The sequence below is a fragment of the Streptomyces sp. NPDC003034 genome, from assembly GCF_053591375.1.
In genome coordinates, this window is record NZ_JBSFTS010000036.1 from 22680 (window position 1) to 49446 (window position 26767).

Genomic DNA, 26767 nt, shown 5'->3' on the forward strand with positions numbered 1-26767 from the left:
GGGGGCGGCGGCGCGGGGCTCAGGCGTGGAAGGGCAGCCCGGCGTCGGCGGCGAGCTCCAGGTCGTCGCCCTCGGGCGGCGGCAGGAGGGTCGCGGAGCCGTCGCTGACGGGGACCACGCCCAGTTCCAGCAGTTCGGCCATGGCCGAACTGCCCGCCATGTCGCGGACCTGGAGCTGGTAGCGGGGGGTGGTGCGGTAGGTGCCGCCGGCGTCGTCGCCGGTGCGCTGGAGGAAGCCGGATTCGGTGAGGAAGGCGGCGGCCTTGCCGACGATGCCGGTGGTCGAGCCGGCGAGGCGGCGGGCGTCCTTGGTGGCGCCGGTGGAGCTGCGGCGGGCGTAGACCCGCCAGGCGGCCTCCAGGCCGGGGGCGTCGGTGGCCGGGTCGGTGTTCTCGCCGAGCTCCTCGGCGCGTTCCTCCAGGCGGTGGCAGGCCTGACGGACGAAGGCGTCCACCCCGTTGACGGTGACGCGGCCGATGTAGCCGTCGTCGGCGAGGTCCTCGGGGCGGGGGAAGGCGAGGGCGGCGACGGCGAGGTGGGCCAGGCCGTGCAGGAAGCGGTCGGCGGAGTCGGCGGCGGTGCGGCGGGCGTAGTCGCCCATGCGGACGGCGAAGACGGAGGCCTCGTCGGCGGCCACGGCCATGCCGGCGCGCGGCGACACCTCCAGGACGACGAGGCCGAGGCCGGTGGCGACGGCGTCGGCGAGGCGGCCGAAGGCGGGCTCCTCGCGGTAGCGGCGCAGCAGTTCGGCGTACTCGGCGTCCCGGGCGGGGAGCAGCTTCGGCTGGAGCCCGAAGGCGACGAGCCGGGCCGCGTCGGCGGCGTCGGCGGGGGTCAGGGCCCCGGCGGGGGCCGGCCCGGGCGAAGCCGACGGCGCGTCGGGCTCGCTCCACGCGGGGTGCTCGGCGTGGTGGTCGCTCACGGGTGCGTCTCCTTGGCGGTGGCTGCGGTCTGCGGTGGGGTGGCTCCGGCTCCGGCGGGCGGTGGCAGGCCCCGCTCGCCGGAGCCGGTACGGCCCGCCGGGCCGGGCTGCGGCGACGTGGCCGGGTGCCGCCGCGCGAGGACGGCGGCATACCGGCCGCTCACCGCCACCCGCGCCCCGGCTGCATACCGCCGCCCAGCCGCCGGCGAAACCGCCGCCACCGGCCACCGGCCAGAGCCGCCCCCGGCAGGCGGCGCAGTCGCCACGGCCCCGGTCACCCGGGTACCCGCACGCCGGGCCGCGGGCACAACACGGAACCCCCGGCCGGAACAACCCTCGGCAAGCGGCGCCACAGGCACGCCCACCCGGACACCCGCACCCCATGCCGCGGGCATGGCGATGGGCCGGCGGGCTGGCGGCGGCGCGGCCGGCTGCGTGCGGGGGCCGGTGTCCCGACGTGCGGGCGGCAGGACGGGGGCGGGCAGGGCCCGGGGCGGGGTCATGCCGCCTCCGCGCGGTCCGCCGCCATGCCCGCGGCGTCCAGGAGGGCCGTGCCGACGATCAGGTCCGCGCCGCCGAATTCGGGGTCTTCGAGCTGCGTGCCGTCATCCACCGCGAAGAGCAGCCGCTCCTCGCCCTGGCGGTACGCCGTGCCCACGGCCGGGCTCGCCGCGTGGACGGCCAGCAGGGCCACCAGGTACGGCAGTTCCGGGTCGCTGCGCCGGGCCTCCGCGAGGAGCCCGGACAGGCGGCGCGGGGCGTCGTGCGGCAGGTCCAGGAGCCGCATCGCGCAGGCGAGCTGCTCCTCGCTGAAGCGGCTGTCGTCCGGGGTGGCGATGAGGTCCGGCTCCGGCATCTCCGCGCCGAGGTGCTCGCGCTCGACCGGCGGGGTGAGCAGGATCTCGACCAGGTCGGCGACCCGGACGGAGACGGGCGTGCGCAGTCCCGCCCCGGAGGCGAAGAAGGCGTCCGTCACCCGGCGTGCCTGCTCCACGGGGAGCGGCAGGAGCGGGGCGATCAGCTGGCCGTACAGGTCGATGCCGGACCGCGGCGCGGGCGCGGCGAAGGCCTGGCGGTCCTGCTCGGCGCGGAAGAGCGGGCCGGCGTCCAGGAGCCGGGACTGGAGCTGGGTGTGGCGGCGGATGCAGTCCTTGACGATGTCGACGAGTTCGGCGGCGCGCCGTTTGTTCTCGGGCTCCTCCGCCTCGTCGCGCGCCTTGCGGATGTTGGTCAGGATCGCGTTCTCGTGGCGGTAGCGGTCGGCGACGTGGTCGAGGGCTTCGGCGATCATGTCGGGGACGGCCTGGAGCCAGTCCACCGCCCGGACGTTGCGCCGCGTCGCGTCCAGCGTCCGACGCAGGGTCTCCGCGTACTGGACGGTGCGGTAGCGGGCCTGCTCGGCGGCGAGTTGGGCGTCCGCCAGCCGGCCGCGGCTGATCAGGACCTCCAGCTTCACCTCGGCGGCGATCTGGGCGCTGGTGACGTCCGTGTCCAGCGCGCCGACCAGGACGTTGACCGCCTCGTCCGTGGTGCGCAGGTAGACCGCGCCGCCGTGGCCGGGGACCTCTTCGATCAGCTTGAAATCGTAGTCCCGGCGGACGTAGACGCCGTCCGGGCCGAAGGTGCCGTAGATGGCGCGGAAGCCGCGGTCCACGCTGCCGACGTTGATCAGGTTCTCCAGCACCCAGCGGGCCACCCGCTCGTGCTCGGCGGCCGGGCGGGCCGGGGCCTGGGCAGCGACGCGGGGCAGCAGCCTGGCCACTATCTGCTCGTGGTCGGCGCCGGTGTCGAAGTCCATGTTGAGCGTGACCAGGTCGATCGCGGCCAGCGCGACCTCCGCCATCGCGTAGACCCCGTACTCGCCGGCCAGATTGGCCTTGCGTACGTCGAGGTCGTGCAGCGGGGCGGTGCAGGCGAGGGCGCGCAGCCGCCGGGCCAGGCCCTCGTCGGCGGCCGGGCCCGGCGCCGGGGAGGGAAGGGTCTTCGCCGGGGCGGGGAGAGTCACGGGCAAAGACTAGGCGCTCACCCTGACAACAACCCAAACGGCATGGTTCGGCCGGATCGTCCCCGGCTGCACCGAGGTCGGCGCTGAGGTCGGCACCGAGCTCGGCGTTGAGACCGGCACCAAGCTCGGCGCTGAGGCCGGCACCGAGCTCGGCGCCGAGTGCCACGCCGCGCCGCTGTTCCGCCCCCATCGCTGTTCTACGCTCACCGCATGGCTTCCATGATCACACCTCCGGCGGCGGCGATCGACCTCAACGCCGACCTCGGCGAGGGCTTCGGCCGCTGGACGCTCACCGACGACGAGGCCCTGCTCTCCGTCGTCACGAGCGCCAATGTGGCCTGCGGCTTCCACGCCGGTGACCCGTCCATCATGCGCCGGGTCTGCGAGCTGGCCGCGGAACGGGGCGTACGGATCGGCGCGCAGGTCTCCTACCGCGACCTGGCCGGCTTCGGGCGGCGCGCCATGGACGTGCCGCCCGACGAACTGGCGGACGAGGTGGCCTACCAGATCGGGGCGCTGGAGGTGTTCGCGCGGGCGGCCGGCTCCCGGGTGTCGTACGTGAAACCGCACGGCGCGCTCTACAACCGCACCGTGTACGACGCCGGCCAGGCCGCGGCCGTCGTCTCCGGGATCGTGACGGCGGGCGGCGCGCTGCCCGTGCTGGGCCTGCCCGGCTCGCTGCTCCTCGCGGCCGCCGGGGAAGCGGGCCTGGCCCCCGTTCCGGAGGCCTTCGCCGACCGGGCCTACACCCCGGCCGGGACCCTGGTGCCGCGCGCCGAGCCGGGGGCGGTGCTGCACGACCCGGATGCCGTGGTGGCACAGGCGGTCCGGGTCGCCGCCGAGGGCGCGGTGACGGCGTCGGATGGGTCGCGGGTGGCGGTGGCCGCGCGCTCCCTGTGCCTGCACGGGGACACGCCGGGGGCCGCGGGTCTCGCCCGGCGGGTCCGGGAGGCGCTGGGCGCGGCCGGGGTCCGCGTGGAGGCGTTCGCGTGAGGATGCGGGCCTTGCCGGCGGGGGCCGAGGGGCTGCTGATCGAGCTGGAGTCGGCGGCGGACGTGGCGGCCCTGCACGCGGAGCTGCTGCGGCGGCGCGATGCGGGCGAGCTGGGCGCCGTACGGGACATCGTGCCGGCGGCTCGGACCGTCCTGCTGGACGGCGTATGCGAGCCGCGCGCGCTGGCCGACCGGATCGCGGCGTGGGAGGTGCCGCCGCTCGCGCCGACGCGGGGGCCGCTGGTCACCGTCCCGGTGCGGTACGACGGACCGGACCTGGCGGAGGTGGCCCGGCTGTGGGGGGTGGCGCCGCGGGAGGTCCCCGCCATCGTGGGCGGCGCCGCCTTCCGGGTGGCCTTCTGCGGCTTCGCGCCCGGTTTCGGCTACCTGACCGGGCTTCCGGAACGCTTCCACCTCCCCCGGCGCGCCACTCCCCGTACGGCGGTCCCGGCGGGTTCGCTGGCGCTGGCGGGCGAGTACGCGGGCGTCTACCCGCGCTCCTCCCCCGGCGGCTGGCAGCTGATCGGCTCCACGGACGCGGTGCTCTGGGATCCCGGGCGCGAACCGGCGGCGCTGTTCGCGCCCGGGGTACGGGTGCGGTTCTCGGAGGTTTCCGGATGAGCGGGCTGCTGGTGGTACGGGCCGGGGCGCTGACCACGGTCCAGGACCTCGGGCGGCCGGGGTACGCGCACCTGGGGGTGCCCCGCTCGGGGGCGCTGGACACGGCGGCGTACGCGCTGGCCAACCGCCTGCTCGGCAACCAGCCGGGCTCGGCGGCGCTGGAGACGACCCTGGACGGGGTGGCGCTGCGGGCGCTGGCCGCGACGACCGTGGCGGTCACGGGCGCGCCCTGTGCGGTACGGGTGTCCGGGCGCCCGGTGGCCTGGGGAGCTCCGGTACGGCTGCTGGCCGGGGCGGAGCTGGAGGTGAGCCGGGCGGAGTCGGGGCTGCGCGGCTACGTCGCGGTCCGGGGAGGGCTGAGCGTCCCGCCGGTCCTGGGCAGTCGCTCGACGGACCTGCTGTCGGGGCTGGGGCCGCCCGTCCTGGCGGAGGGGATGGAGCTGCCGGTGGGCCCGCCCGGCCGAGAGCCGTCCCCGGGGGCGGATGTGTGGCGGCTGCCGGGGGCGCCTTCGGAACTGCTGCTCCCGCTGCTGCCGGGGCCGCGGGCGGACTGGTTCACGCCGGATTCGCTCGCGGGGCTGTGGCGTTCGGTCTTCCGGGTGTCCCCCAGATCCAACCGCATCGGCCTGCGCACGGAGGCGGGGACACCCCTGGTCCGCGGCCGGGCCGGTGAACTGCCCAGCGAGGGCATGGTCCTGGGCGCCGTCCAGGTCCCGCCGGACGGCCTGCCGGTGGTGTTCCTGGCCGATCACCCGGTGACGGGCGGCTACCCGGTGGTGGGCGTGGTCCCGCCGGGCCCGGCCCTGGACGCGGCGGCGCAGGCCCGCCCCGGCATCCCCGTCCGCTTCCTGCCCGCCCGGCCCGGCGTGGTAGAGCGGTAACCGCGCGTTCCTCGGCCCGGCCGCTCCGGCCGGGCCGAGGTGCGCCAGGGCCGAGGTGCGCCAGGGCCGAGGTGCGCCAGGGCCACCGGCCAGTCAGCGGCGGCACCGGCCCACGCACACCGGGGAGCTACATCGCCGACTCCGGGGTGATGCGGCTGCGGACCGCAGACTGGACGTCCTCTTCCTCCGCCGGGTCCGCCGCCAGACGGCGCAGGCGGGGCGCGACCCGGGCGTCGGCCGTCTCCGCGTGCCGGGCCGCGACCTCGCGGGTGGTCTCCTCGCAGTCCCAGAGGCATTCGACCGCGAAGCCCGCCGCGAAGGAGGGGTCGGTGGCGGCCAGGGCGCGGGCGGCGCGCCCCCGCAGGTGGGAGGAGGCCGTCTCGCGGTAGATGTGCCGCAGTACGGGGACCGCGCAGCTGATCGCGAGCCGGCCCGCCCCGTCCACCAGGGCGAAGAGCCGCCGGGCGTCGGGTCCCGAGCCGCGGACCGTGGAGCGCAGGGCGCCCAGCACGAGGTCGGCGTCCTCGGCTCCGCCGCGGCAGGCGAGGGTGGCCGCGGCGGCCGCGCCGAGGGCGTCGGGGCGGTGGATCCAGCGCCGGGCCCGTTCGACGGCGGCCGGGCCGCACATGCGCTCGTACGCGGCCACGGCGGGCTCGTCGGCGGCGGCTTCGATGAGGTCCAGTACGGCCGGGTTCTCCGGTTCGGCGAGGACCAGGTGGTGCAGCGCGGTGGCGCGGGCGGCCTCGCCGTGGCCGCCGGCGGCCGCCGCGAGGACGGCGGGGCGGTCCTCGGGTGCGGCCACGGCGGCGAGGCAGCGGGCGGCGGGCACGTGCAGCGGTGTGCCGCGGCGCAGCCCGTCGGCGGCCCAGTCGAAGACGGCCTGGACGCCCCAGCCGGGGCGGGGTCCGCTCGGGGTCAGCTGGCGCTGCCAGCGGTCGAAGGACCCCCGCTCACGGGCGGCGCGCAGGCGCTCCCCGTACCGCGGTGACTCCTCCCACAGGCACCAGGGCCTGGGCTCGTACGCGTCGCGGACCGCGGCGGCCAGCCGTGCGTCACCCTCCGCGGTGGCGGGGAAGCGGGCGAGGACGGGTGCGGCGATGCCGCGCAGTCCCTCGTCGTCGTCGCGCAGGGCGAGCTCGTCGAGGGCCCAGGCCCAGTTCGCGCCGGAGGCGGCGTACCGGCGCAGCAGCATGAGCGCGTCGTCGCGGCCGTAGGAGGCCAGGTGGCCCAGTACGGACAGGGCGAGGCCGGTGCGGTGGTCCTCCTCGCCGACGAGGTCGTCGGCGCAGAACAGGTGGGTCTCGATCTCGCCGAGGGGGCCGTCGAGATCCAGGTACAGCCGGGCGTAGTACAAGGAGCGGTTCTCGACCTGCCAGTCCTGGCGCGGGTCGCGGAGCACGCACTGGTCGAGCGCCGCGAGGGCCTCCGCCCGGGGCGCCGCGAGGGCGTGCAGCGTGCCGTCGCCGCGGCCGCGCTGGAGGAGCCCGAGCAGGGTGCCGCTGGGCGCTATGACTGGTTCGAACATGGGAAATGGCCTCAAATCAAGCTGGGGACGCAACCGGGAATCGCGGGATTCACAGGGCCGCGTAACAGCATGTGAGGACGTCCGCCGTCATGTTCCGCTCGATGTAGACCATTGCCTTCTCACTCTCGTCGGTGCTCCGGGACCAGGGCGGGCGGCCGGGGCCCGGACACCTGCTGTGTCCTGGCCGTTCCTGCCCGTCCGCCGTGTTCGCGAATCGAATCCGACGCCATGATGACCCAGCCGGTTTGTGCACCGCGACCACATTTACGGCCGCTGTGATCAATCTGTGAGGTCTGTACCGGCCAGGGCCCGGCAGAAACGGACTACTTGGCTCCGAAGCGTTCGAGCAACTCGGTCTTGGCGAACATGCGGGCCGTGTCGACGGCGGACGGGGTTCCCGCGTTCGGGTCGGCACCTCCGGCGAGCAGCGCGCCGATGACCGCTTCCTCGCCCTTGAAGACGGCGCCGGCGAGGGGGGTCTGGCCGCGGTCGTTGGCGCGGTCGGCTTCGGCGCCGCGGGCCAGCAGGGCCGTGACGGTGTCGGCGTGGCCGTGGTAGGCGGCGAGCATGATCAGGGTGTCGCCGCGGTCATTGGTGAGGTTCGCCGGGACTCCGGCGTCGACGTACGCGGCGAGCGTCGCGGTCTCGCCCTGGCGGGCGAGGTCGAAGATCTTGGTGGCCAGCTCGATGACGTCCTCGTCGGGGACGTCCTGGGAACCGGAGCCGGAGCCGCCGTCGGTGTGCTCGCTCATGGTTCGTACCGCCTTTCAGTCGCTGCTCGGGTGGACCCGCCGGGCGGCTCGTCCCCGGACCGGGCGGGCAGGGGGGCGCACGGCACTGCATCCGTACGGGTGAATCGCCAGAGTAGCGCCCGGACCTGCACATGCCGGGACGGGGCCGAGGCCTGGATCCCCTTGGGCGCGCTCGCGGAAGCTCCCGGCCCGCCGCGCGCCGGACGCGCCAGCCGGACTGAGCCGGTCAAGTGAAAAAAGCCCGCGTTCACCCGTATGCACCTTTTGTAGCATTGATACTTGCTGTGAGCCTGGAAGAACTGATGGTGACTGTCCCCACTACCAGGAGAGCTCCTCATGGTCCTGTCCATCTCAGGTGTCGTCCTGCTCGGCATCATCTGCTTCCTGTTCTTCAAGAAGGACGGGATGAAGCTGTCGCACGCGTTCGTGTGCTCGCTGTTCGGCTTCTTCCTCGCCGGATCCGCCATCGCCCCCAGCATCACCGCGAGCACCGCGAGCCTCGCGAGCCTCCTCGGCGGGATCAAGCTATAGGGCGTGTCTTTCGGCGACACCAGCCATCCCGACCGCACCCGAGACACCCGCCATGCCCACAACTCCAGGAGACGCCCGTGGCCCGGCGCCCACTTCCCCGCATCCTCAGCAGCGGCACCGTGTCGCTGGCCCGGGGCCGCGACTTCGCTCGCACGGCCGCCGACAGTGCCACGGACGTCCTCCATCCGCTCCTCGTCATCGGCCGCGGCCTGCGCGTCCTGGCCGCGGTCGGGCGGCGCAAATGGTCCGGGACTCCCAAGGACAAGCGCGGTCCCGCGCTCTTCCTGGGAGCGGCCTGCGTCCTCGTGGTCGCACTCGTGCCCTACGGTCCCGCCCTCGCCCTGATCACCCTCATGGCGGCGGCGGCCTGGCACGGACGCGACCGCACCCCGGCGAAGACCGGGCCCGGCGATGCCGAGACCGAACGGCTCGCCACCCTCTACGAAGCCCTCGTGCCGTACTTCTCCATTCCGGAGGATCCCAGTCCGCTCTTCGCCCACGGCGGCGCGTGGGACAAGGCCTTCAGCGGCTACGAGTTCGACGAGGCGGGCCGCGTCACCAAGCTGACCATCCGCTACCCGGCCTACTTCACCGATGGCGAGGCGGCCGCACGGGCCCGGATCGAGGCGTTGCTGCACGCCAAGGCCGGGCGCGGACGGGAGTACCTCTTCGACTGGGACGAGGAGGGCAACCAGCTCGACCTGAGCGTGCTGGCGGCGCTGCCGACGGGCATCGCCGCCCAGCCGTTCGTCACCTCCCCCGGCGAGACCGTCCTCGGCTTCACCGACGCCGGCGGCGTCCAGCGCACCCTGCCCGTCATGGAGGGCGATGAGCCCCGCGACGTGCCGCCGGTGATCTGGCGCACCGGTCCCCGAGCCACCGAACCGCATTTGCTGGCCGTCGGCCAGCCCGGCAGCGGAACGTCCACCCTGCTGCGCTCGATCGCCCTGCAGGCCCTGCGCCACGGGGGCGACGTACTGATCGTCGAGGGCGGCGGCAGCGGCGAGTACTCCTGCCTGGCCGGCCGCGGCGGAGTCCTGGCCGTGGAGAGCGGTCCCACCGGGGCGCTGGCCACGCTGGAGTGGGCCGCCCAGGAGACCGAGCGGCGGCTCGTCGCCACCCACCGGGCCCGCGAGTCCGGCCGGCCCGCCCCCGAGGACACCCGGCGCCCGCTGTGGATCCTGCTCGACCGGCCGAGCGTGCTGGCCCACCTCGCGGCCGCCGACGGCCGCCCCGATCCGCTCGCCCGGCTCCAGGTGCCGCTGCGGCACGGCCGGGCCGCGCACATCACCGTGGTGGTGGCCGAGCAGTTCGACCAGCTGGAGCTGCTCGACGACGCCGTCCGGCAGCACACCCGGGCCCGTGTCGTCCTCGGTTCGGCCCCGGTCCGGCAGATCGCCGAGGTGCTGGGGCTGCCGCCGCACACCACCCCGACCGCCCAGGTGCCGCCGGGGCGCGGATACGCCCGGCTAGGAGCGGGCCCGGTGCACCGGCTCCAGGTGCCCGCCACCCCGGACCCGTACGACGAGGCCGCCCACCCGGCGCACCGCCAGGCCGTGCTGGAGCTGCTGCCCGAGCGCGGGCGCGGCGGCGGCGCCCCGGTCGTCCCGGACCCGGCCACGCCGGACCGGCCCCTCCACACCCCGGCCGAGGCGCCGTAGCCGCGGGTGGGCACGGGCCCCGGGCGCGGGCCGTGGTTACGCGACGAAGGTGCGCGGCGGCTCGGCGCCGCTGCCGCCCGCGCCGGTGCCGACCAGGCGGGCCGCCGCCGCCAGCCGGGCGGCGGCCTCCTCCGCCACCGGCCCGCCCACGGTGAACGGCAGCCGGACATAGCCCTCGAAGGCCCCGTCCACGCCGAACCGCGGCCCCGAGGGGACCCGTACGCCGACCCGCTCCCCCACCTCGGCCAGCCGGGAGCCGGAGAGTCCGCCGGCCCGGGCCCACAGGGTCAGCCCGCCCCGCGGGACCTCGAACTCCCAGTCCGGCAGCTCCCGGCGCACCGCCGCGACCAGGGCGTCCCGGTTCTCCCGGGCCTGGGCGCGGCGGATGCCGACGGCCTCCTGCCAGCCGCCGGTGCGCATCAGCCAGTGCACCGCCAGCTGTTCGAGCACCGGGGTGCCCAGATCGGCGTAGGCCCGGGCGGCGACCAGGCTCCGGATGACGTCGGGGGCGGCGCGGACCCAGCCGATCCGCATGCCGGCCCAGAAGGCCTTGCTGGCGGAGCCGACGGTGATCACCGTGCTGCCGCCGGGGTCGAAGGAGCAGACCGGGCGCGGCATGACCAGATCCGGCTCCAGCTGCAGTTCGACCATGGTCTCGTCGACGACGAGTACGGTGCCGGCCGACCGCGCGGCCTGGACCATCGCCCGGCGCTGGTCCTCGGAGGCCAGGGCGCCGGTGGGGTTGTGGAAGTCGGCGACGACATAGGCCAGGCGGGGGGCGGCGTCGCGCAGCACCTGCCGCCAGACGGACATGTCCCAGCCGCCGAGCCCGTCGGCCATGGCCACGGGCACGAGCCGGACCCCGGCGGCGCGCATCAGCTGGAGGATGTTGGCGTAGGACGGGGATTCGACGGCGATGCGCTCCCCCTGCCCGGCGAAGAGGCTGCAGATGGCGTCGATGGCCCCCATCGCGCCGGTGGTGACCATGATCTGCTCGGGCATCGTGGGAATGCCCTGCTCGGTGTACCGGTCGGCGAGCATCCGGCGCAGCGCGGGCAGGCCCGCCGGGTAGTCCCCGTGGGTGTGGGCGTACGGAGGCAGTTCCTCCAGGGCTCCCTGGACGGCCTTGGTGAGCCACGGCTCGGGCGCGGGGAGGGCGGCGCAGCCGAGGTCGATCATCGAGCCGAGGGACTCGGGCGGCAGCGGTTCCAGGCCGCGGGCGGGCAGCGGATTCCCGGCGGGTGCGCAGGTCCAGCTGCCGGCGCCGCGGCGGGACTCCAGGAACCCCTCCCCGCGCAGGGCCTCGTAGGCGGCGGCGACGGTCGTGCGGCTGAGGGAGAGGGCGACGGCCAGCTCCCGCTCGGCGGGGAGCCGGGCGGCGACCGGTACCCGGCCTTCGAGGACGAGGAGCCGGATGCCGTCGGCGAGGGTGCGGTAGGCGGGCTGCTTGCGGGCGCCCGGCCCGGCGCTCTGCCCCTGCTGGGAGGTGATGAGGCGGGCGAGCTGCGCGGCACCGACCGCCGAGGTCCATTCGGCCATTGCGTCCGGTCCACCTTCGTCGAATTGGCCTCGCCGGAGGGCATCCGGGGCCGGGATTGGATTCATGCCGTCGGGACAGCCTGTCACGTGGCAGTCCACTTGCACCAGGGTCCCCCCGGCCGGGCGGCTGCCGCACGCCCCGGCCACCCGACGCGGCCGGGCCGTTCCGGGGAACGAGGGCGAGGAGGACGCAGGTTCTCCGGTGCGGCCCGCGGCGGGGGATACTGCCGCCGTGACGCACGTACGCCTTCGCCACCCGTATCTGGACCACCCGGCTCCGATCCCCTTCGCGCACCGGGGAGGCGCCTCGGACGGGCTGGAGAACACCGCCGCCGCCTTCCGCCGGGCCGCCGACGCGGGCTACCGGTACTTCGAGACCGATGTGCACGCCACCGCCGACGGGAAGCTGGTCGCCTTCCACGACTCCACCCTGGACCGGGTCACCGACCGCCGGGGGCGGATCGCCGAGCTGCCCTGGCGCCGGGTCCGCGAGGCCCGGGTGGCGGGCAGCGAGCCGCTGGCCCTCTTCGAGGACCTGCTGGAGCAGTTCCCGGGCGCCCGGTGGAACGTCGACGTCAAATCCGAGTCGGCGCTGCACCCGCTGGTCAATCTGATCGCGCGCACCCGCGCTTGGGACCGGGTCTGCGTGGGTTCCTTCTCGGAGAGCCGGGTGGCCCGGGCGCAGCGGATCGCGGGACCCCGGCTGGCCACCTCGTACGGCTTGCGCGGAGTGCTCGGGCTGCGGCTGCGTTCGTACGCCATCCCGGCGGCGCTGCGCGCCGGGGCGGTGGCCGCGCAGGTTCCGGGCTTCCAGTCGGGCATCCGCGTGGTCGACCGGCGCTTCGTCCGCACCGCGCACGAGCGGGGTCTGCAGGTGCACGTGTGGACGGTGAACGAACCGGAACGCATGGAGTCTCTGCTCGACCTGGGTGTCGATGGCATCATGACCGACCGGATCGACATCTTGCGCACGGTGCTGGACCGGCGCGGCGCCTGGGCCTGACGTGCCCCGGACGGCCGCGCCGCATGCGGTGGCCGCTGCGGTACGGGGACCAGCGAGGGGGGCACCATGGGTGCGCGGACGACGGACGAGGCGGAACCCGGGGCGGACGACGGCAGACCGGCCGGCACGATGACCGGCGACGGCGAGGGCGCCGTGGCGGCGGCGCGCAAGCGCGAACAGCACGGCTGGTACTTCTACGACTTCGCGTGCTCGGTCTATTCGACGAGCGTCCTCACGGTGTTCCTCGGCCCGTACCTCACCGCGGTGGCCAAGGCCGCCGCGGACGCCGAGGGGTACGTCCGTCCGCTGGGCATTCCGGTGCGGGCGGGCTCCTTCTTCGCGTACTCGGTGTCGGCCTCCGTGCTCCTGGCCATCCTGATCATGCCGCTGGCCGGCGCGGTCGCGGACCGCAGCGGACGCAAGAAGCCGCTCCTCGCGGTGGCCGCGTACACCGGCGCCGCGGCGACGACGGGGATGTTCTTCCTCGACGGCGACCGCTACCTGCTGGGCGGGCTGCTGCTGATCGTGGCGAATGCCGCCCTGGCCGTGTCGATGGTCCTCTACAACGCCTTCCTGCCGCAGATCGCCACCCCGGACGAGCGGGACACCGTCTCCTCCCGCGGCTGGGCCTTCGGCTACACCTCCGGCGCGCTGGTGCTCCTGCTGAACCTGGTCCTCTACCAGGGCCACGACTCCTTCGGCCTCTCGGAGAGCGCGGCGGTACGGATCTGCCTGGCCTCCGCGGGCGTGTGGTGGGGCGCCTTCGCGCTGATCCCGCTGCGCAGGCTCCGGGACCGGGCGGTGGTCCGGGAGGCCGGCGCGGGGGCGGGGGCGGCCATCAGCGGCTGGAGGCAGCTGGTCGCCACCCTGAAGGACATGCGGCGCTACCCGCTGACCCTGTCCTTCCTGCTCGCCTACCTCATCTACAACGACGGCGTGCAGACGGTGATCTCCCAGGCCTCGGTCTACGGCTCGGAGGAACTTCAGCTGGACCAGTCCACCCTGATCGTGGCGGTACTGCTGGTGCAGATCCTGGCGGTGGCCGGAGCGCTGGGCATGGGGCGGCTCGCCCGCCGCTACGGGGCCAAGCGGACCATCCTCGGCTCGCTGGCCGCTTGGGGCGTGACGCTGGCGGCCGGCTACTTCCTGCCCGCCCGGACTCCGGTGTGGTTCTTCGCCATGGCGGCGATGATCGGGCTGGTGCTGGGCGGCAGCCAGGCGCTGTCGAGGTCGCTGTTCTCGCACCTGGTGCCGGCGGGCAAGGAGGCCGAGTACTTCTCCGCATACGAGATGAGCGACCGCGGGCTGAGCTGGGTCGGGCCGCTGGTCTTCGGGCTGACGTACCAGGTCACGGGCAGCTACCGGACCGCGATCATCTCGTTGGTGGTCTTCTTCGCACTGGGTTTCGTGCTGCTCGCGCGAGTGCCGGTGCGGCGCGCGGTCGAGGCGGCGGGGAATCCTGTACCGGAGCGGCTCTGAGGCCGGTTCCGCGGGTGCGCCCGGCCCGGATTCACGAACGAATTCCGAACGAATTTAGACGTTGAAGCAAAGGGCCGGTAGTGTACGCCTTTGGCCTGCCAGGCGGACCGTTACTGCGCGCTTAAGAACTGAAGTCGCTGGGTGACATCTGCTGCCAGATGTGACAAAACGGGCATTGGTGGGTACAACAAGGGGCGGCACGACGGGCGACGCGTGACCCGGAGCGGGAATCTATACCGCCGACCGGACGTTGACCGGATGACGACGACAGCGACACCTGTCCTGTGGGCGACAAGCCCGGGAGGCACGATTCATGAGTGAGCGAGCTCTCCGCGGTACGCGCCTCGTGGTTACCAGCTACGAGACGGACCGCGGCATCGATCTGGCCCCGCGCCAGGCGGTGGAGTACGCATGCCAGAACGGACATCGATTTGAGATGCCGTTCTCGGTTGAGGCAGAAATTCCGCCGGAGTGGGAGTGCAAGGCGTGCGGCGCCATGGCACTCCTGGTGGACGGGGACGGGCCCGAAGAGAAGAAGGGCAAGCCTGCGCGAACGCACTGGGACATGCTCATGGAGCGACGCACCCGCGAGGAGCTGGAGGAAGTGCTTGCCGAGAGGCTCGCGGTCCTTCGTTCCGGCGCCATGAACATTGCCGTGCATCCGCGGGACAGCCGCAAGTCCGCCTGACAGCCGGACGCACCACCATCACAAGCCGAGGGGCCCCGCCACACCATGTGGCGGGGCCCCTCGGCTTTCGCGTTTCTCCCCACGGCCCGCTTCCCGGCCCGAGCCGTTCTGCGGGGCCACCGGGCTAAGGGGTTACAGGGTTACGGGGTGAGCGGTGGACGGTACGCCGTGTCCGGGCCCCGCTCCTCGCCGGGCCGGCCCGGCCGGTCCTCGCGGATCACCTCGCCCTGGACGACCTTGCCGTCGGGGTGGTGGATGCGAACCTGCTGGAAGGCGTCGCCGAAGCCGCCCGCCGGGGCCGAGGCCATCCTGCGCTCCAGCGAGCGGGCGGCCCTGCGGCCGATCCAGGCGCGGACGGGCGGGAGCAGGCAGAGCAGGCCGGCCACATCGGAGACCAGGCCGGGCATCATCAGCAGCAGGCCCGCCAGCATGGTCAGACCGTTGCTGTGCCCGGGCCGTTGCGGGGTGGGCCGCTGCCCCTGCTGAGCCTGCTGGAAGGTGTCCGTCAGATTCTTGAAGGCCCGCCGCCCGGCCCGCTTGATGACCACCGCGCCGAGCACGATCCCGCCCAGCAGGAGCGCGGCGACGGCCAGTGCGCCGGCCTCGCCGGCGACCAGGCTGAGCAGCCAGACCTCCACGATCAGCCAGGCGGCGACCGCCAGGGGCAGGAGGGTACGGGCGGGCGAGCGCCGCCGGGGGGCCGTCGAACTGGGAACGCCGGTCGTCATACCACCAGTGTGCCCGGACCGGCGTAAGAGCCGCCTCAGCCGTAGGTGCCGGACGTCCCCTAGGGGCCGGGATCGGCGCGGGGGTCAGGCCTTCCCGCCGGCCTCGCCGGTGCCCTTGTCCGTGCCCTTGTCCGCGCCCTTGGCCGCGCCCGTGCTTTCGTCCGTCGCCTCGGCCTTGTGGTGTCCCTTGCCGATCAGCTTGGCCGCCTGGGCCTTGATGCCCCACTGGGTGACCCGCCACAGGGCCTCCACCACGATGTCCTTGCTCATCTTGCTGTCGCCGAACTCCCGCTCGACGAAGGTGATGGGCACCTCCACCACCCGGAAGCCCTTCTCGACCGCCCTGCGGGCCAGGTCGACCTGGAAGCAGTACCCCGCGGAGGCCACCTGGTCCAGGCCCAGCCCCTCCAGGGTCTCGCGGCGAAAGGCCCGGTAGCCGCCGGTCACGTCGCGGATGGGCACGTTCAGCATCAGCCGGGAGTACGTCGAACCACCGCGCGAGAGCATTTCGCGGCTCTTGGGCCAGTTGACGACCCGGCCGCCCGGCACCCAGCGCGAGCCCAGGACCAGATCGGCCCCGCTCAGCGCCGTGAGCAGGCGGGGCAGTTCCTCCGGCTGGTGGGAGCCGTCGGCGTCCATCTCCACGATGACGCCGTAGCCGGCCTCCAGCGCCCAGACGAAGCCCGCCAGGTAGGCGGCGCCGAGCCCCTCCTTGCCCTTGCGGTGCAGGACGTGCACGTGGTCGTCGCCGACCGCCAGCTCGTCGGCGAGCTTTCCGGTGCCGTCGGGGCTGTTGTCGTCCGCGACGAGGATGTGGGCCTCGGGCACCGCCGCGCGGACGCGTCCGACGATCAGCCCGATGTTCTCCGCCTCGTTGTAGGTCGGAATGATCACCAGGGCCGTACCGAGCGGTCCGTAGGTCCGCTGTCCGCCGTCGCTCACTGAGTCCCCTTTTGTGCTCTTGCACGTCCTGTACGTCTTGTCGCAGAGGATGACTTTAGAACAGTGGTCGGGGCCCGCGGTCCTTCGGGCCGGTCGGACTCCCGCTGGATGCGGGTCGTCGTGACCGTTGTCTACTGGACCGCCGGGCCCCGACCCGGGGCCACCCGCCGCCCGGCGAAACCTTCCCTCGCCCCCGAGGCGCGGGCGCGCTGAGCGGACGGATCCATCCGGCACGGACGTCCTGTGGTGGACCCGGCCGAACCTATCCGGGTCGGCCCGCCCGCACCGAACCGAGGCCGACCGGATCACCCCTGTGGCCGTACGAATACCTCCCGCCCGCCGACGACGGTCGCCAGGCACACCGGCAGGCCGGCGCCGGGGCTGAGGTCGGGCAGGCCCGGGGTCCCGGAGCGCGGGTCGGTGGACCAGCGGGCGACCCGGTCGTCGGGGGCATGGACGACCAGTTCCGAGGTCTCCCAGACGGCGTAGTCGGCCGGGGCACCGGGGACGAGCACGCCCGCGTCGTCGCGGCCCAGCGCCCGCCAGCCGCCCCGGGTATGGGCGGTGAAGGCGGCCCGCACCGAGATGCGGTGGGCGGGGGTGCGGTGGAAGGCGGCCGCGCGGACGGCGCCCCAGGGGTCGAGCGGGGTGACCGGCGCGTCGGAGCCGAAGGCCAGCGGGACTCCGGCCTTGAGCATGGCCGCGTACGGGTTGAGCGTACGGGCGCGCTCGGCGCCGAGCCGGTCGGCGTACATGCCGTCCTCACCGCCCCAGGCGGCGTCGAAGGCGGGCTGCACGGAAGCGGTCAGGCCGAACTCCGCGAAGGCGGCGATGGTCTCGGGGGTCATCATCTCGGCGTGCTCGACGCGGTGCCGGGCGGCGCGGACCCGGGCCGCGCCGACCTTCTCGGCGGCCGCGCGGACGCCCTCCACGACCGCGGTGATCGCGGCGTCCCCGATGGCGTGGAAACCGGCCTGGAGGCCCGCCTCGGTGCAGGCGGCCACGTGCTCGGCGACGGCGTACGCGTCGAGATAGCCGCTGCCGGTGTGGGAGGCGTCGGCGTACGGGTCGTGCAGGCAGGCGGTGTGGGAGCCGAGGGCGCCGTCGACGAAGAGGTCTCCGGCCGCGCCGACGGCCCCGAGCGCTCTGGCCTGGTCGAGGTCGCGGTCGGCCCAGTACCCGAAGACGCGCGGCCCGGGGCGCTCGGCGGCCAGCGTGAGCAGGGCGGTGAAGTCCTCGGCGGAGGAGATGCCCGGGCCGCCGCACTCGTGCACGGAGCCGATACCGAGGGAGGCGGCCCGGTCGAGGGCGGCCCGCTGGGCTTCGGTCCGCTGGGCGGGGGTGACGGCGGCGAGGGCCGCGGCGCGGACGGCGTGGTGGGCGTCGCGGGTGAGCGGCTCGTCACCCCGGACGGCCACCCCGGGTACGAGGTCGAGCAGGGCGGTGGTGACCACGGCCGAGTGCACGTCGATGCGGCTGAGGTAGAGGGGGCGGCCGCCGGCGGCCCGGTCGAGCTCCTCGCGCCGCGGGGCGCGCCGCTCGGGCCAGCGGGCGGCGTCCCAGCCGTGCCCGAGGAGCACCCGGTCGGCGGGGCGGCTCGCGGCGTACGCCCGTACGAGCTCCAGCGCGGCGGGCAGGGAGCGGGCGCCGGAGAGGTCCAGGCCGGTGAGGGCGAGGCCGGCGGAGGTGGTGTGGACGTGGGCGTCGGTGAAGGCGGGGGTGACGAGCGCCCCGCCGAGGTCGACGGTCTCGTCCACGCCCTGGGCGAAGGCGTCGGCCGCGCCTTCGGAGCCGACCCATGCGATGTGGCCGCGCTCGACCACCATGGCGGTGGCGAAGGGGTCGGCGGGGCTGTGGACCTCGCCCCCGCGCAGGAGGACCGTCCGGTGGGGCGGCGGGGGCGTGGCGGCGTCGGCGGTGCGGTCAGTCATGGCAACCAGTCTCGCGGGTGCGCGGGCCCGGCTTCGACCGGGGGCGGGCCCCTCAGGAAGGTGCCGGAGGGTTCACACGCGGGGCGGGCGGGCCTCGTACGGGGTGGAGAGGACCACCGTCGTGCGGGTCGAGACGTGCGCGAGGGCGCGCAGGCGGCCGAGGAGGTCTTCCAGTTCCAGCGGGGTCCCGACGCGGACCTTGAGGATGTAGTTCTCGTCGCCCGCGACGCTGTGGCAGGCCTCGATCTCGGGTACGCCCGCCAGCCGGTCGGCGATGTCGTCCGGAGCGCTCGGGTCGAAGGGTTTGACCGAGATGAAGGCCGTCAGCGGCAGCCCGACGGCCTCGGGATCGACGACGGCCGCATAGCCGCGGATCACCCCGCGCTGCTCCAGCCGGCGTACTCGCTGATGGACCGCCGACGTGGACAGTCCGGTGGCCTTGCCCAGGTCCGTGTAGCTCATCCGCCCGTCCCGCACGAGCAGATCCACGATCTGGCGGTCCAGCTCCTCCATTGCGCTCATAGCCGCTCAACCTAAGGCCCAAGGGCGCTCCAGGCCCAGTGCTGTCCGCCCACTGGAGGCATCTGCACCAGGCATGTGACCAAGGCCACAGCCCTGCGCGCGCGTGCGCGCGTCGGTTGTGGTTACGCGCGCCGCGCGACGGGAAGTGCTTGATGTGGCCGAGGCTGTGGAAACTGCCCGCCCGGCCCACCCAAGGGGGAGTACATCCATGCTGAACACCAAGCGCGCCGGTCGCACCGAACCGGAGCCCCTGGAACCACTCGATTCCGAGGACGGCGAATACCTCGATTACCCCGAGGACGCCGAGGGTTTCGAGATCCACCACGGGATCTGCCCCGACTGCGGGCAGGCGATCGCCCTGGTCGCCGGTGAGGAGTACCTGCCGCAGCACGCGCTCTGCCTGACCCCGTGGAACCCCTTCGGGCTGACGGTGTGCGCGGGCACCGGCCGGCCCGCCGCCGACGCGCTGCCCAGCGCCGGTGTCATCGAGCCGGCGGGGAGCCGGGAGCTGGAGCCCGTCGTCCACCTGACCCTGCCCCAGGGCCTGGACTGGCGGACGCAGCCCTTCTCGCACGTCGGCGGTCCGGGCTCGCGTCCCGTCCGCGTGGTGAGCCCGGCCCTGCCGCAGATGCGCCAGCACGCGCAGGCCGCCTGACGCCCTCGCCGTACGGGTCTACCAGTACGTGCCCCGCATCATGGCCGCCAGAGCCGCGTGGTGCAGGATCAGCCGGTCCGGATCGGCCGGGATCTCGACCTCTCCGAAGTACGCCTGCCGGTAGGCGATGCGCAGCATCACGATCCCGTGCCGAAGGGCGGCGTAGAGGGTGTGGAACTCCATGTCCGGCGGGGTGTGCCCGGTGAGTTCGGCGTACCGGCGCTCCAGGTCCTCGCGGCGCAGGAAGTCCGGCAGGCCGGGCTGGCCGAAGCCGACGGTGAGGTCCTGGAAGAAGCGGTGGAGGTAGACGGTCCAGCCGAGGTCGACCTCGCGCGGGGCGTACGCGGCCATCTCCCAGTCCAGGACGGCCGCCGGGGTGAAGCCGTCGTAGATCACATTGCCGATGCGGGCGTCGCCCCAGTTGAGGACCGCCTCGCCCTCCTCGGCGGGCCACAGCTCCTCCAGCCGGGCGAAGGCGTCCTCGATGAGCGGTGACGGAGCGAGCCCGGCCACCACCCATTCATAGTAGGCGCGTTGGCCTTCCACATGGCGGCGCAGCGGGCTGCCCTCGCCTTCGGGCAGGAGGAACTCGGCTTCCTGGGCGGGGAACTGGTCGTGCAGGCGCGCGAGGAGCGCGATGGTCTGCTCCTGGAGCGCCGCGCGCTCGGCGTCGGTCGCGGCGTGCAGCCAGTTGCCCTCGTAGGTGTAGGGCATGACATCGGGCGGAACCCGCCCCTCGGCGCGGGCCATCACGAAGAACGGCGCTCCGAGCGGGGCCGGGTCCTCCTCCAGCCACAGCACGCGCGGGACGGGCAGGTCGGTGTGCTCGGCGACCAGGCTCATCACACGGTGCTGGCGCGGCATGTCGTACGCCGGAAAGACGGTGTAGGCCTCCGGGTCGGCGGCGAGGCGCAACGCGCAGGAGCGCAGCGGGGTCTCGGGGTGCTCGATGTCGAAGAGCAGGGTCTCGCTGGACATCCCGTTCGATCCGGGGACGCGGACGCCGGTGACCCGCGCGCCGGGGAGCCGTGCGTCGAGCCAGGCGGCGAGGCGCCGGCCGAGCTCCTCGGGCTCGCGGGTGGAGGTGCGGGGACGTGGAGCGGCTGCCATGGCTGAGCCCCTTCTCTGGCTGTCTCTACGGGGACCGGTTCCTACTGGGCGACGGTCCCTACTGGGCCACGGAGGAGTAGTCGGCGAAGCCGCTCGGGTCGTGGCGGCCGAAGCTGCCGTGTTCGAAGATGCCGTGGCCGACCTGCCCGTCGAGGGTGAAGCGGGCGGAGTGATCGGTGACCCCGACGGCGGCCGCCGGGTGGGCGGCGGGGTCGGAGAGGTCGTAGACGCGGCGGTCGGTCCAGCCACGGCCCTGCCAGGTGCCGTGCTGCCAGTCGGCCGCGGGCGGGTACCCGGCTCCGACGGCGAGCGAGGAGGAGGCCAGGATCTCCACGCCCATGCCGAGGGGCTTGCGGGCCGGGTCGGTGAGGTGGACGACGGCGCTCTCCGGGTGGCGGCTGCCGGGGCGGTAGTGGATCTCGGTGTGCGGCCAGCCGAGTTGCACGTCGTGGCGGCCGCTGTCCTCGGCGAAGACCTGCACGGCTTCGCTGAGGGTGCGGTGGCCGTCGGCGTCCTCCTGGGCGATGACCATGACGAACCGGTCCTCGAAGCGGACGGGGATCCAGAGCCAGTGAAAGCCCTCGGGGCGGTGCTCCTCGCCGGCCCGCCCGCCGTCCTCGCCGGGGATCGGCCGCACCCCCCAGCTGCGGTCGCGCGTACCGGTCCACTCCCCCGGCGCGAGGGCGAACTCCTCGCCCCTGGCCCGGATGACGCCGGTGACCTGGCCCGCCTGGACGAAGCGGCGGCCTTCCAGCATCAGGCGGTCGCCGCGCCGCTGGACGTGGTGGGGCTCCCAGAGGGCGGGAAAGGCGGCGGTCCAGGTGATCTCGTACGAGAGCCCCCGCGGGTCCGCCGGGTCGGCGGCGCAGCGCAGGGTCATCCGCTTCAGCGGAACGTCGACGGTGAGCCGAAGAGGTCCCACGGAGAGGTCCATGCGGTCGTCGGTGAGGGCGTCGGAGGCCCGGACCGCGAGCAGCTCGTCGCCGATGCGGAGGGTGGCGTAGGCGTCGATGACCCCGGCATTGGGATAGACGCCGAGGCCGAGGACGAGGAGGGCCCGGCCGGCGTGGTCGAAGACGTGGAAGATGCAGCGGTCGTAGGCGTTGCGGTCGCCGCTGACGACGTGCTTCATCGACAACGGTGCCTGATGGATCGGGTATTCGTCGAGGGCGACGGGCCGGTCGGCGGGCATGGCGGACCTCCGGGGCGGGCGGGCGGCTCAGGTAGTTGACGGTACGTCAGATACCGTGTGGCCGACCAGACCCGGGACGCTCGGTTACCTCACGCAGTCGGCCGTCCGGGCGCGGAGGCGGCGCAGCATGCGCGGGTCCTCGAAACCGACGGAGCGGGCGGCGGCGTCGATCGTCGCGCCGTGGCTGATGAAGTGCTGGGCGCGTTCGAGGCGGAGGGTCTGCTGGTAGCGCAGTGGGGTCAGCCCGGTGGCTCGGCTGAAGAGGCGGGTGAGGGTCCGTTCGCTCACGCCGACGGCCGCCGCCAGGGTGGGCAGGGGAAGTGGCTGGTCGAAGCGGGCGTCGATGAGGTCCTGGGCGCGGTGCACGGTGTCGTCGAGGTGGGACCGGTGCCGGAGCATCGCGCTGGACTGCGGTTCATGGCCGTTGCGGCGGGCGTAGACGACCATCTCCCGGGCCACTTGGGCGGCGACGGCCGGGCCGTGCCGGGTTGCGACCAGGTGCAGGGCCAGGTCGATCCCGCTGGCGATACCGGCGGAGGTGATCACCCGGTCATCCGCGGTGAACAGGACGTCGCGAACGACCACCGCCCTGGGGTGGCGCAGGGCCAGCTCTTCCTGCGCGGCGTGGTGGGTGGTGCAGTGGCGGCCGTCGAGCAGGCCGGCCCGGCCGAGCGCCTCGGCTCCGGCGCAGACACTGGCCACCGTCCCGCCCCCGGCGTGGTGGTCCCGGAGGACCTGGAGGGAGGCGGTGCCGATGGCGGGGCCTCCCTCCACGGTGCCCGTCCGCCAGCCGGGCACGACGATCAGATCCTCCGGCCCGAGCTGGGGCCAGTCGAGCCCGGCCACCAGCGGCAGCCCCTGGGCGGTGGAGACCTGCGGCTGCTCGGCGATGTAGTCGAGCGTGTACGGGTGCCCGAAGTCGGCGGCCGTGGAGAAGACCTGCGCGGGGCCGGCCACGTCCAGCAAATGGACTCCGGGCACCAGGAAGAAGACGATGTGGCTCACGATTCGGTCATCATGCACGAAGTCCGGCCGCGGCCTCCAGCTGGTCGATCGTCGCGATGGTGGCGAAGCGTCCGGCGAGGGCGTACTCGGTGCGCCTGATGACCTCTTCGGCAGGCAGCGTACGGGGGTCGGCCAGTAGATCGGCGACGCTCTGGTCGGCGGGAGCGTCGCGGTGGGGGATGGGATTGGTCGCGGTCGCGTCGATGACGAGGGTGACCGGGTAGCCGAGGTCGCTGGCGACGCGGGTGGTCGTCTCCACGCACTGCTCGGTGCGGATGCCGCAGACGGTGAGCTCGCGGATACCGCGCGCGGTGAGGAGTTGGTGCAGGTTGGTGGTGGTGAAGGCGTTGTGCGAGGTCTTGTGGATCAGCGGCTCCCCATCCGCTCGCTCCAGCTCCTCCATCAGCCGGACATGGCCGAGGGCCGGGTCGAAGACGTCACCGGTGCCGGGCTCGGAGTGCAGTACCCACACCACCAGGTCCCCCGCCTCGCGGGAGAGCCGGACCAGGCGGTTCACCTGGTCGGCGATCTTCAGGTCGGAGGTGGTCTCCCACAGGGGACGGGCGCGGAAGGACTCCTGGACATCAATGACGATCAGTGCTCGGTTCATGTCCGCAATCCTGTCCCGCGCGGGTGGGTCGGCGACAGGCCGCATCGGGTCCGGCAGCGGACCGAACCGGTCATCAGCAGGTCAGGCGGTTGTGTGCGAGATCGCCGGGCGCACGGGGAAAGTGAGTGCACGAAGGGCAGCGACCCCGCTCGCCACCAACCGATTTCGCCCGAGCCCCCACCCCCGCCCCCCCGGGGAGGCGTCGAACGGATAGCCGGGACGGGGAGGCGGTTACCCGGGGCTCGCGTGCCGCGTTGCCCCTGCATGACCACGGTTGAGACTTCCACGCCGACGACGGGCCGTCGGCGGCGGCCGACGCCGGCCGGTTACGAAGAATCGGTTCAGCAGCCCCTCCGGCAGTCCCCTGGACAGCCCCTTCAGCACCGCCACCCCGACCCCCCGATCTACAGCGCACTGATCGCCCGCTGGACCGAGGAAGAACGCACCCTGCCGGGCCGGCGGGACCCGGAGTGGTCCCGGATCAGCTCGTCCCCGATCTGGCCGAACGGTCCGCTCTTCGGGAACTGACCCAGAGCGCGAGCCGCCCCGCCCCGCCCCCGGACGGAAGCCGCGCCGGGTACGAGACGGGACGCCCAGCCCTGCGACCCCGCACACCGGACGCCCCGGGGCAGGTCCTCCGGTGCCGGAGCCGCGGTGCGGACACGCGCCCCGGCCGCGTCACCAACCCTGCGGGTCAGTACACCTCGGTCCTGTCCTGGCGGTCTTCGTGGATCAGGCCCGCGTCGTCTGGTGCGGTGCATCGCAAGGCGGAGGGGCGCAGCTCGTACTCGGCCGTACTCGCGCGCTCCGACAACGCAGGGAGGCGCCGTGCCAGGCAGCGCGGGCCCGCGGAGATCGCCGGGACAGGGCCTAGCGGCTTTCGGGCCCCGCGAGGTGGCGGGCGATCACCATGCGCTGGATCTGGTTCGTGCCCTCCACGATCTGGAGGACCTTCGCCTCGCGCATCAGCCGCTCGACCGGGAAGTCCGCGGTGTAGCCGTAGCCGCCGAGGACCTGGACCGCGTCCGTGGTGACGGCCATCGCCGCGTCCGTGCAGAACAGCTTGGCCATCGCCGCCTGCCGGGAGAAGGGCTTGCCGGCGTCCCGCAGCCGCGCCGCCGCCAGGTACAGCGCCCGACCTGCCTCGATCTTGGTGGCCATGTCGGCCAGCATGAAGCGCAGCCCCTGGAAGTCCGCGATCGGGTGCCCGAACTGCTTGCGGTCCAGTGCGTACGCCAGTGCCTCGTCCAGCGCCGCCTGGGCGACGCCGATGGCGCAGGCGGCGATGCCCAGGCGGCCGGCGTCCAGCGCGGCCAGGGCGATGGTGAAGCCCTGGCCTTCCTGGCCGATGCGCCGCTCGTCGGGCACCCGTACGCCGTCGAAGTGCAGCTGGGCGGTGGGCGAGCCCTTCATGCCCATTTTCTTCTCGGGCGCGGCCGCCGTCAGGCCGGGCGCGTCCCCGGGGACCAGGAAGGCCGTGATGCCCTTGGCTCCCTCGCCGCCGGTGCGCGCCAGGACGGTGTAGAAGTCGGCGACGCCGCCGTGGGTGATCCAGGCCTTGGTGCCGGTGATGATCCAGTCGTCGCCGTCGCGCACCGCCTTGGTGGTCAGGGAGGCGGCGTCGGACCCGGAGGCCGGCTCGGAGAGGCAGTAGGCGCCGAGGAGGCCGCCGCCGAGCATCGCGGGCAGGTGGGCGCTCTGCTGCTCCTTGGTGCCGTACCCGGCGAGGCCGTGGCAGGACAGGGAGTGCACGCTGACGCCGAGCCCGACGGTCAGGCGGGCCGCGGCCAGCTCCTCCAGGACCTGGAGGTAGACCTCGTACGGCTGCTCGCCGCCGCCGAAATCGCCGTCGTAGGGGAGGCCGAGCAGGCCGGCCTCCGAAAGAAGGGTGAAGACCTCGCGCGGGAAGCGCCCGGAGTCCTCCTCCTCGGCGGCCCGGGGGCGGATCTCCCGCTGGGCGATCTCTCGTACGAGTGCGAGGAGGTCCCGGGACTCCTCGGTGGGCAGCTGACGGTCCACCGGCTGCGGGGCGCGGTCGTTCATGGCGGCGCTCTCCTCCCTCGTCGGGCACGGCGGCGACGCGCGAGGTGTGGGGCGCGCCGCCGGGTCTCGGTGCTCTTACAGCCGATGCTGCCCCTCCCGGATCACGGAAGGGGCTGTTCAGCGGCTGCGGCGGGTTGAGTATGCCCGATCAGGCGCGTCCCGTCACCGGTGCAAGATCGTTCCGCTTGAGGGGGGCTTCATCGGCAGCGGGCGGAGCGGGACACTCCGGGGCGAACTCCTCGATGACCGTGAGGGTCGCGCGCAGCTGGCGCACCAGGAGGGCGCCGATTTCGGCCCGGTCGAGCCGCGCGCCCGCGCCCGCCACCGGGTCCGTGGCCGCCACCGCCGCCGGGTCCGTGGCCGCATCCGGGACTGCGTCCGGGGCGGCATCCGCTTTCCCGCCCCCGGCCGCGCTTCCGGTTCCGCTTCCACTTCCGCTTCCGGCCCTGTCCGCGCCGGCGAGGCCGCCGATCCACTCCAGGGTGATGCCCTCGACCGCAGAGAGCCAGCCCACGAGAGCGAGGCGGGCGATCGCCGGGACGGCGCGGCGCCCGTACGCGCCCTCGGCGATCGTCGCGACCAGTTCCTCGCGCACGGCGTCGCGGATGGCCAGCACCTCCGCGTCGAAGCCGACGCCACCGGTGACGATGGTCCGGTAGGCGGCGTGGTGGTGCTCGGCGTAGTGGAGGTAGCCGTCGACGGTGCGCCGGACGCGCTCGGCCGCCGGGAGGTCGGTCTCCCCGCCGGCGCGCGCGACCAGTTCGGCCACGGAGTTCTCGACGATGGCGAGGTAGTAACCGCGCTTGCTCTGGAAGTAGTAGTAGATCAGCCCTTTGGCGACGCCGGCGTGCTTGGCGATGTCATCCACGGAGAGGGCGTCGTACGAGGTATCGGCGAACAACTTGCGGCCGATGGCTATGAGTTCGGCTCGACGGACCTGTGAACGCCCGGTCGCTCCACGCGGTTGGCTATGATTCAAAACCAGCCCTAGCCTCGCACTGCCACGAAGATTTTCCGCAGTATGGCAGACCAGTGCGCCGTGCTGGCAGCGGCGCCGGGCGATCGACGGAGATCTTCCGGACCTCGGCCGACGGAGGGCCGGTCCGGGTGGGACGACAGGACCTAGAGCCAGCCGACCTGGGTGACGAACATGGCGACGACCACCACGAGCGTCCAGCCGAGCACGTGCTCCAGCCAGGAGGAGTCCTCGTCCGGGCCACCCGTGCGGACGAGGTCACGGGCGCGGGCGGTCAGGGTGGCATCGGTGGCGGCGGCGGCAGTCATGATGTCCAATGTGCCAGCGTTCGCGGCCTTCGCGGTAGAGACGAGCGGCAGTCGTGGCGGACGTCACGCCGCCGGGCCCCGACCGTGCTGCGCGCCGCGGTAGTAGAGGATGAAGGACTGGTGTGTCAGTGCGCCGGCACCGCACC

Annotated in this window: 25 protein-coding genes; 9 read left to right on the forward strand and 16 right to left on the reverse strand. The window is 73.8% G+C overall.

The annotated features are described in order from the left end of the window. Window positions 1-19 precede the first annotated feature (19 nt). Complete coding sequence (locus ACWDX7_RS26180; RefSeq protein ID WP_451492732.1) at window positions 20-922, reverse strand: hypothetical protein; 903 nt, start codon at window positions 920-922, stop codon at window positions 20-22. Window positions 923-1421: 499 nt separating this feature from the next. Continuing rightward, window positions 1422-2927, reverse strand: coding sequence for a hypothetical protein (locus ACWDX7_RS26185; protein WP_451492731.1), 1506 nt, complete (start codon window positions 2925-2927; stop codon window positions 1422-1424). A gap of 219 nt (window positions 2928-3146) precedes the next feature. Between ACWDX7_RS26185 and ACWDX7_RS26190 the strand changes: the two genes are divergently transcribed. Genes ACWDX7_RS26190 through ACWDX7_RS26200 form a run of 3 tightly spaced genes read left to right on the forward strand, consistent with a single transcriptional unit; the run spans window position 3147 to window position 5421 of the window. Next, window positions 3147-3920, forward strand: coding sequence for a LamB/YcsF family protein (locus ACWDX7_RS26190; RefSeq protein ID WP_451492749.1), 774 nt, complete (start codon window positions 3147-3149; stop codon window positions 3918-3920). A 2-nt stretch (window positions 3921-3922) separates the two neighbouring features. Further along, a complete protein-coding gene (locus tag ACWDX7_RS26195) occupies window positions 3923-4540 on the forward strand; it encodes a 5-oxoprolinase subunit B family protein (protein ID WP_451492748.1) in 618 nt (205 codons plus the stop codon). Next, window positions 4537-5421, forward strand: a complete 885-nt coding sequence (locus ACWDX7_RS26200; protein WP_451492730.1) for a 5-oxoprolinase subunit C family protein — start codon at window positions 4537-4539, stop codon at window positions 5419-5421. The genes ACWDX7_RS26195 and ACWDX7_RS26200 overlap by 4 nt, the downstream gene beginning before the upstream one ends. A 127-nt stretch (window positions 5422-5548) precedes the next feature. On the opposite strand, the gene ACWDX7_RS26205 is transcribed toward ACWDX7_RS26200, so the two are convergent. Both ACWDX7_RS26205 and ACWDX7_RS26210 read right to left on the reverse strand, forming a co-directional pair. After that, window positions 5549-6946 (reverse strand): HEAT repeat domain-containing protein, encoded by a 1398-nt coding sequence (locus tag ACWDX7_RS26205; RefSeq protein ID WP_451492729.1) that lies wholly within the window; start codon window positions 6944-6946, stop codon window positions 5549-5551. 323 nt (window positions 6947-7269) lie between these two features. Further along, entirely contained in the window at window positions 7270-7698 is a 429-nt protein-coding gene (locus tag ACWDX7_RS26210) for an ankyrin repeat domain-containing protein (protein WP_451492728.1), read from the reverse strand. 336 nt (window positions 7699-8034) lie between these two features. On the opposite strand from ACWDX7_RS26210, the gene ACWDX7_RS26215 reads away from it, so the two are divergent. Further along, window positions 8035-8229 (forward strand): hypothetical protein, encoded by a 195-nt coding sequence (locus ACWDX7_RS26215; protein WP_030706611.1) that lies wholly within the window; start codon window positions 8035-8037, stop codon window positions 8227-8229. 77 nt (window positions 8230-8306) lie between these two features. Continuing rightward, window positions 8307-9890, forward strand: coding sequence for a hypothetical protein (locus ACWDX7_RS26220; RefSeq protein WP_451492727.1), 1584 nt, complete (start codon window positions 8307-8309; stop codon window positions 9888-9890). Between the two features lie 36 nt (window positions 9891-9926). Here the strand turns inward: ACWDX7_RS26220 and ACWDX7_RS26225 are convergent, their stop codons facing one another. After that, complete coding sequence (locus tag ACWDX7_RS26225; RefSeq protein ID WP_451492726.1) at window positions 9927-11429, reverse strand: SCO1417 family MocR-like transcription factor; 1503 nt, start codon at window positions 11427-11429, stop codon at window positions 9927-9929. Between the two features lie 232 nt (window positions 11430-11661). On the opposite strand from ACWDX7_RS26225, the gene ACWDX7_RS26230 reads away from it, so the two are divergent. From ACWDX7_RS26230 to ACWDX7_RS26240, 3 genes are all read left to right on the forward strand, one after another. Then, a complete protein-coding gene (locus tag ACWDX7_RS26230) occupies window positions 11662-12432 on the forward strand; it encodes a glycerophosphodiester phosphodiesterase (protein ID WP_451492725.1) in 771 nt (256 codons plus the stop codon). A gap of 66 nt (window positions 12433-12498) precedes the next feature. Next, window positions 12499-13911, forward strand: a complete 1413-nt coding sequence (locus ACWDX7_RS26235; protein ID WP_451492724.1) for an MFS transporter — start codon at window positions 12499-12501, stop codon at window positions 13909-13911. Window positions 13912-14224: 313 nt separating this feature from the next. Further along, entirely contained in the window at window positions 14225-14599 is a 375-nt protein-coding gene (locus tag ACWDX7_RS26240) for an RNA polymerase-binding protein RbpA (RefSeq protein WP_007262928.1), read from the forward strand. Between the two features lie 140 nt (window positions 14600-14739). On the opposite strand, the gene fxsA is transcribed toward ACWDX7_RS26240, so the two are convergent. The 4 genes from fxsA to ACWDX7_RS26260 all read right to left on the reverse strand — a co-directional run bounded on the left by fxsA (window position 14740) and on the right by ACWDX7_RS26260 (window position 18713). Beyond that, entirely contained in the window at window positions 14740-15327 is a 588-nt protein-coding gene (gene fxsA, locus ACWDX7_RS26245) for an FxsA family membrane protein (RefSeq protein WP_451492723.1), read from the reverse strand. Between the two features lie 84 nt (window positions 15328-15411). Next, entirely contained in the window at window positions 15412-16269 is an 858-nt protein-coding gene (locus ACWDX7_RS26250) for a polyprenol monophosphomannose synthase (protein WP_451492722.1), read from the reverse strand. 305 nt (window positions 16270-16574) lie between these two features. Then, complete coding sequence (locus ACWDX7_RS26255) at window positions 16575-18200, reverse strand: amidohydrolase (RefSeq protein WP_451492721.1); 1626 nt, start codon at window positions 18198-18200, stop codon at window positions 16575-16577. A 72-nt stretch (window positions 18201-18272) separates the two neighbouring features. Next, the gene (locus tag ACWDX7_RS26260) at window positions 18273-18713 is read right to left on the reverse strand and encodes an Lrp/AsnC family transcriptional regulator (RefSeq protein ID WP_355411813.1); all 441 of its coding nucleotides are present in this window, start codon (window positions 18711-18713) and stop codon (window positions 18273-18275) included. Window positions 18714-18930: 217 nt separating this feature from the next. On the opposite strand from ACWDX7_RS26260, the gene ACWDX7_RS26265 reads away from it, so the two are divergent. Then, window positions 18931-19377, forward strand: coding sequence for a hypothetical protein (locus ACWDX7_RS26265; RefSeq protein WP_451492720.1), 447 nt, complete (start codon window positions 18931-18933; stop codon window positions 19375-19377). Window positions 19378-19395: 18 nt separating this feature from the next. Here ACWDX7_RS26265 and ACWDX7_RS26270 read toward each other — a convergent pair whose 3' ends face one another. The 7 genes from ACWDX7_RS26270 to ACWDX7_RS26300 form a co-directional block, all read right to left on the reverse strand. Beyond that, window positions 19396-20487 carry a phosphotransferase family protein gene (locus ACWDX7_RS26270; protein ID WP_451492719.1) on the reverse strand — a complete coding sequence of 364 codons (1092 nt, stop codon included), beginning with the start codon at window positions 20485-20487 and terminating at the stop codon, window positions 19396-19398. A 58-nt stretch (window positions 20488-20545) separates the two neighbouring features. Beyond that, window positions 20546-21679, reverse strand: coding sequence for a hypothetical protein (locus ACWDX7_RS26275; protein ID WP_451492718.1), 1134 nt, complete (start codon window positions 21677-21679; stop codon window positions 20546-20548). A gap of 84 nt (window positions 21680-21763) precedes the next feature. Further along, window positions 21764-22684: a GlxA family transcriptional regulator gene (locus ACWDX7_RS26280; RefSeq protein WP_451492717.1), complete on the reverse strand. Its 921-nt coding sequence runs from the start codon at window positions 22682-22684 to the stop codon at window positions 21764-21766. Window positions 22685-22694: 10 nt separating this feature from the next. Then, a complete protein-coding gene (locus ACWDX7_RS26285; protein WP_451492716.1) occupies window positions 22695-23294 on the reverse strand; it encodes an isochorismatase family protein in 600 nt (199 codons plus the stop codon). Window positions 23295-24164: 870 nt separating this feature from the next. Next, window positions 24165-25337, reverse strand: coding sequence for an acyl-CoA dehydrogenase family protein (locus ACWDX7_RS26290; RefSeq protein WP_451492715.1), 1173 nt, complete (start codon window positions 25335-25337; stop codon window positions 24165-24167). 148 nt (window positions 25338-25485) lie between these two features. Beyond that, window positions 25486-26316, reverse strand: a complete 831-nt coding sequence (locus ACWDX7_RS26295) for a TetR/AcrR family transcriptional regulator (protein WP_451492714.1) — start codon at window positions 26314-26316, stop codon at window positions 25486-25488. Between the two features lie 143 nt (window positions 26317-26459). Continuing rightward, window positions 26460-26621: an SCO1431 family membrane protein gene (locus ACWDX7_RS26300; RefSeq protein ID WP_451492713.1), complete on the reverse strand. Its 162-nt coding sequence runs from the start codon at window positions 26619-26621 to the stop codon at window positions 26460-26462. Window positions 26622-26767: the final 146 nt, after the last annotated feature.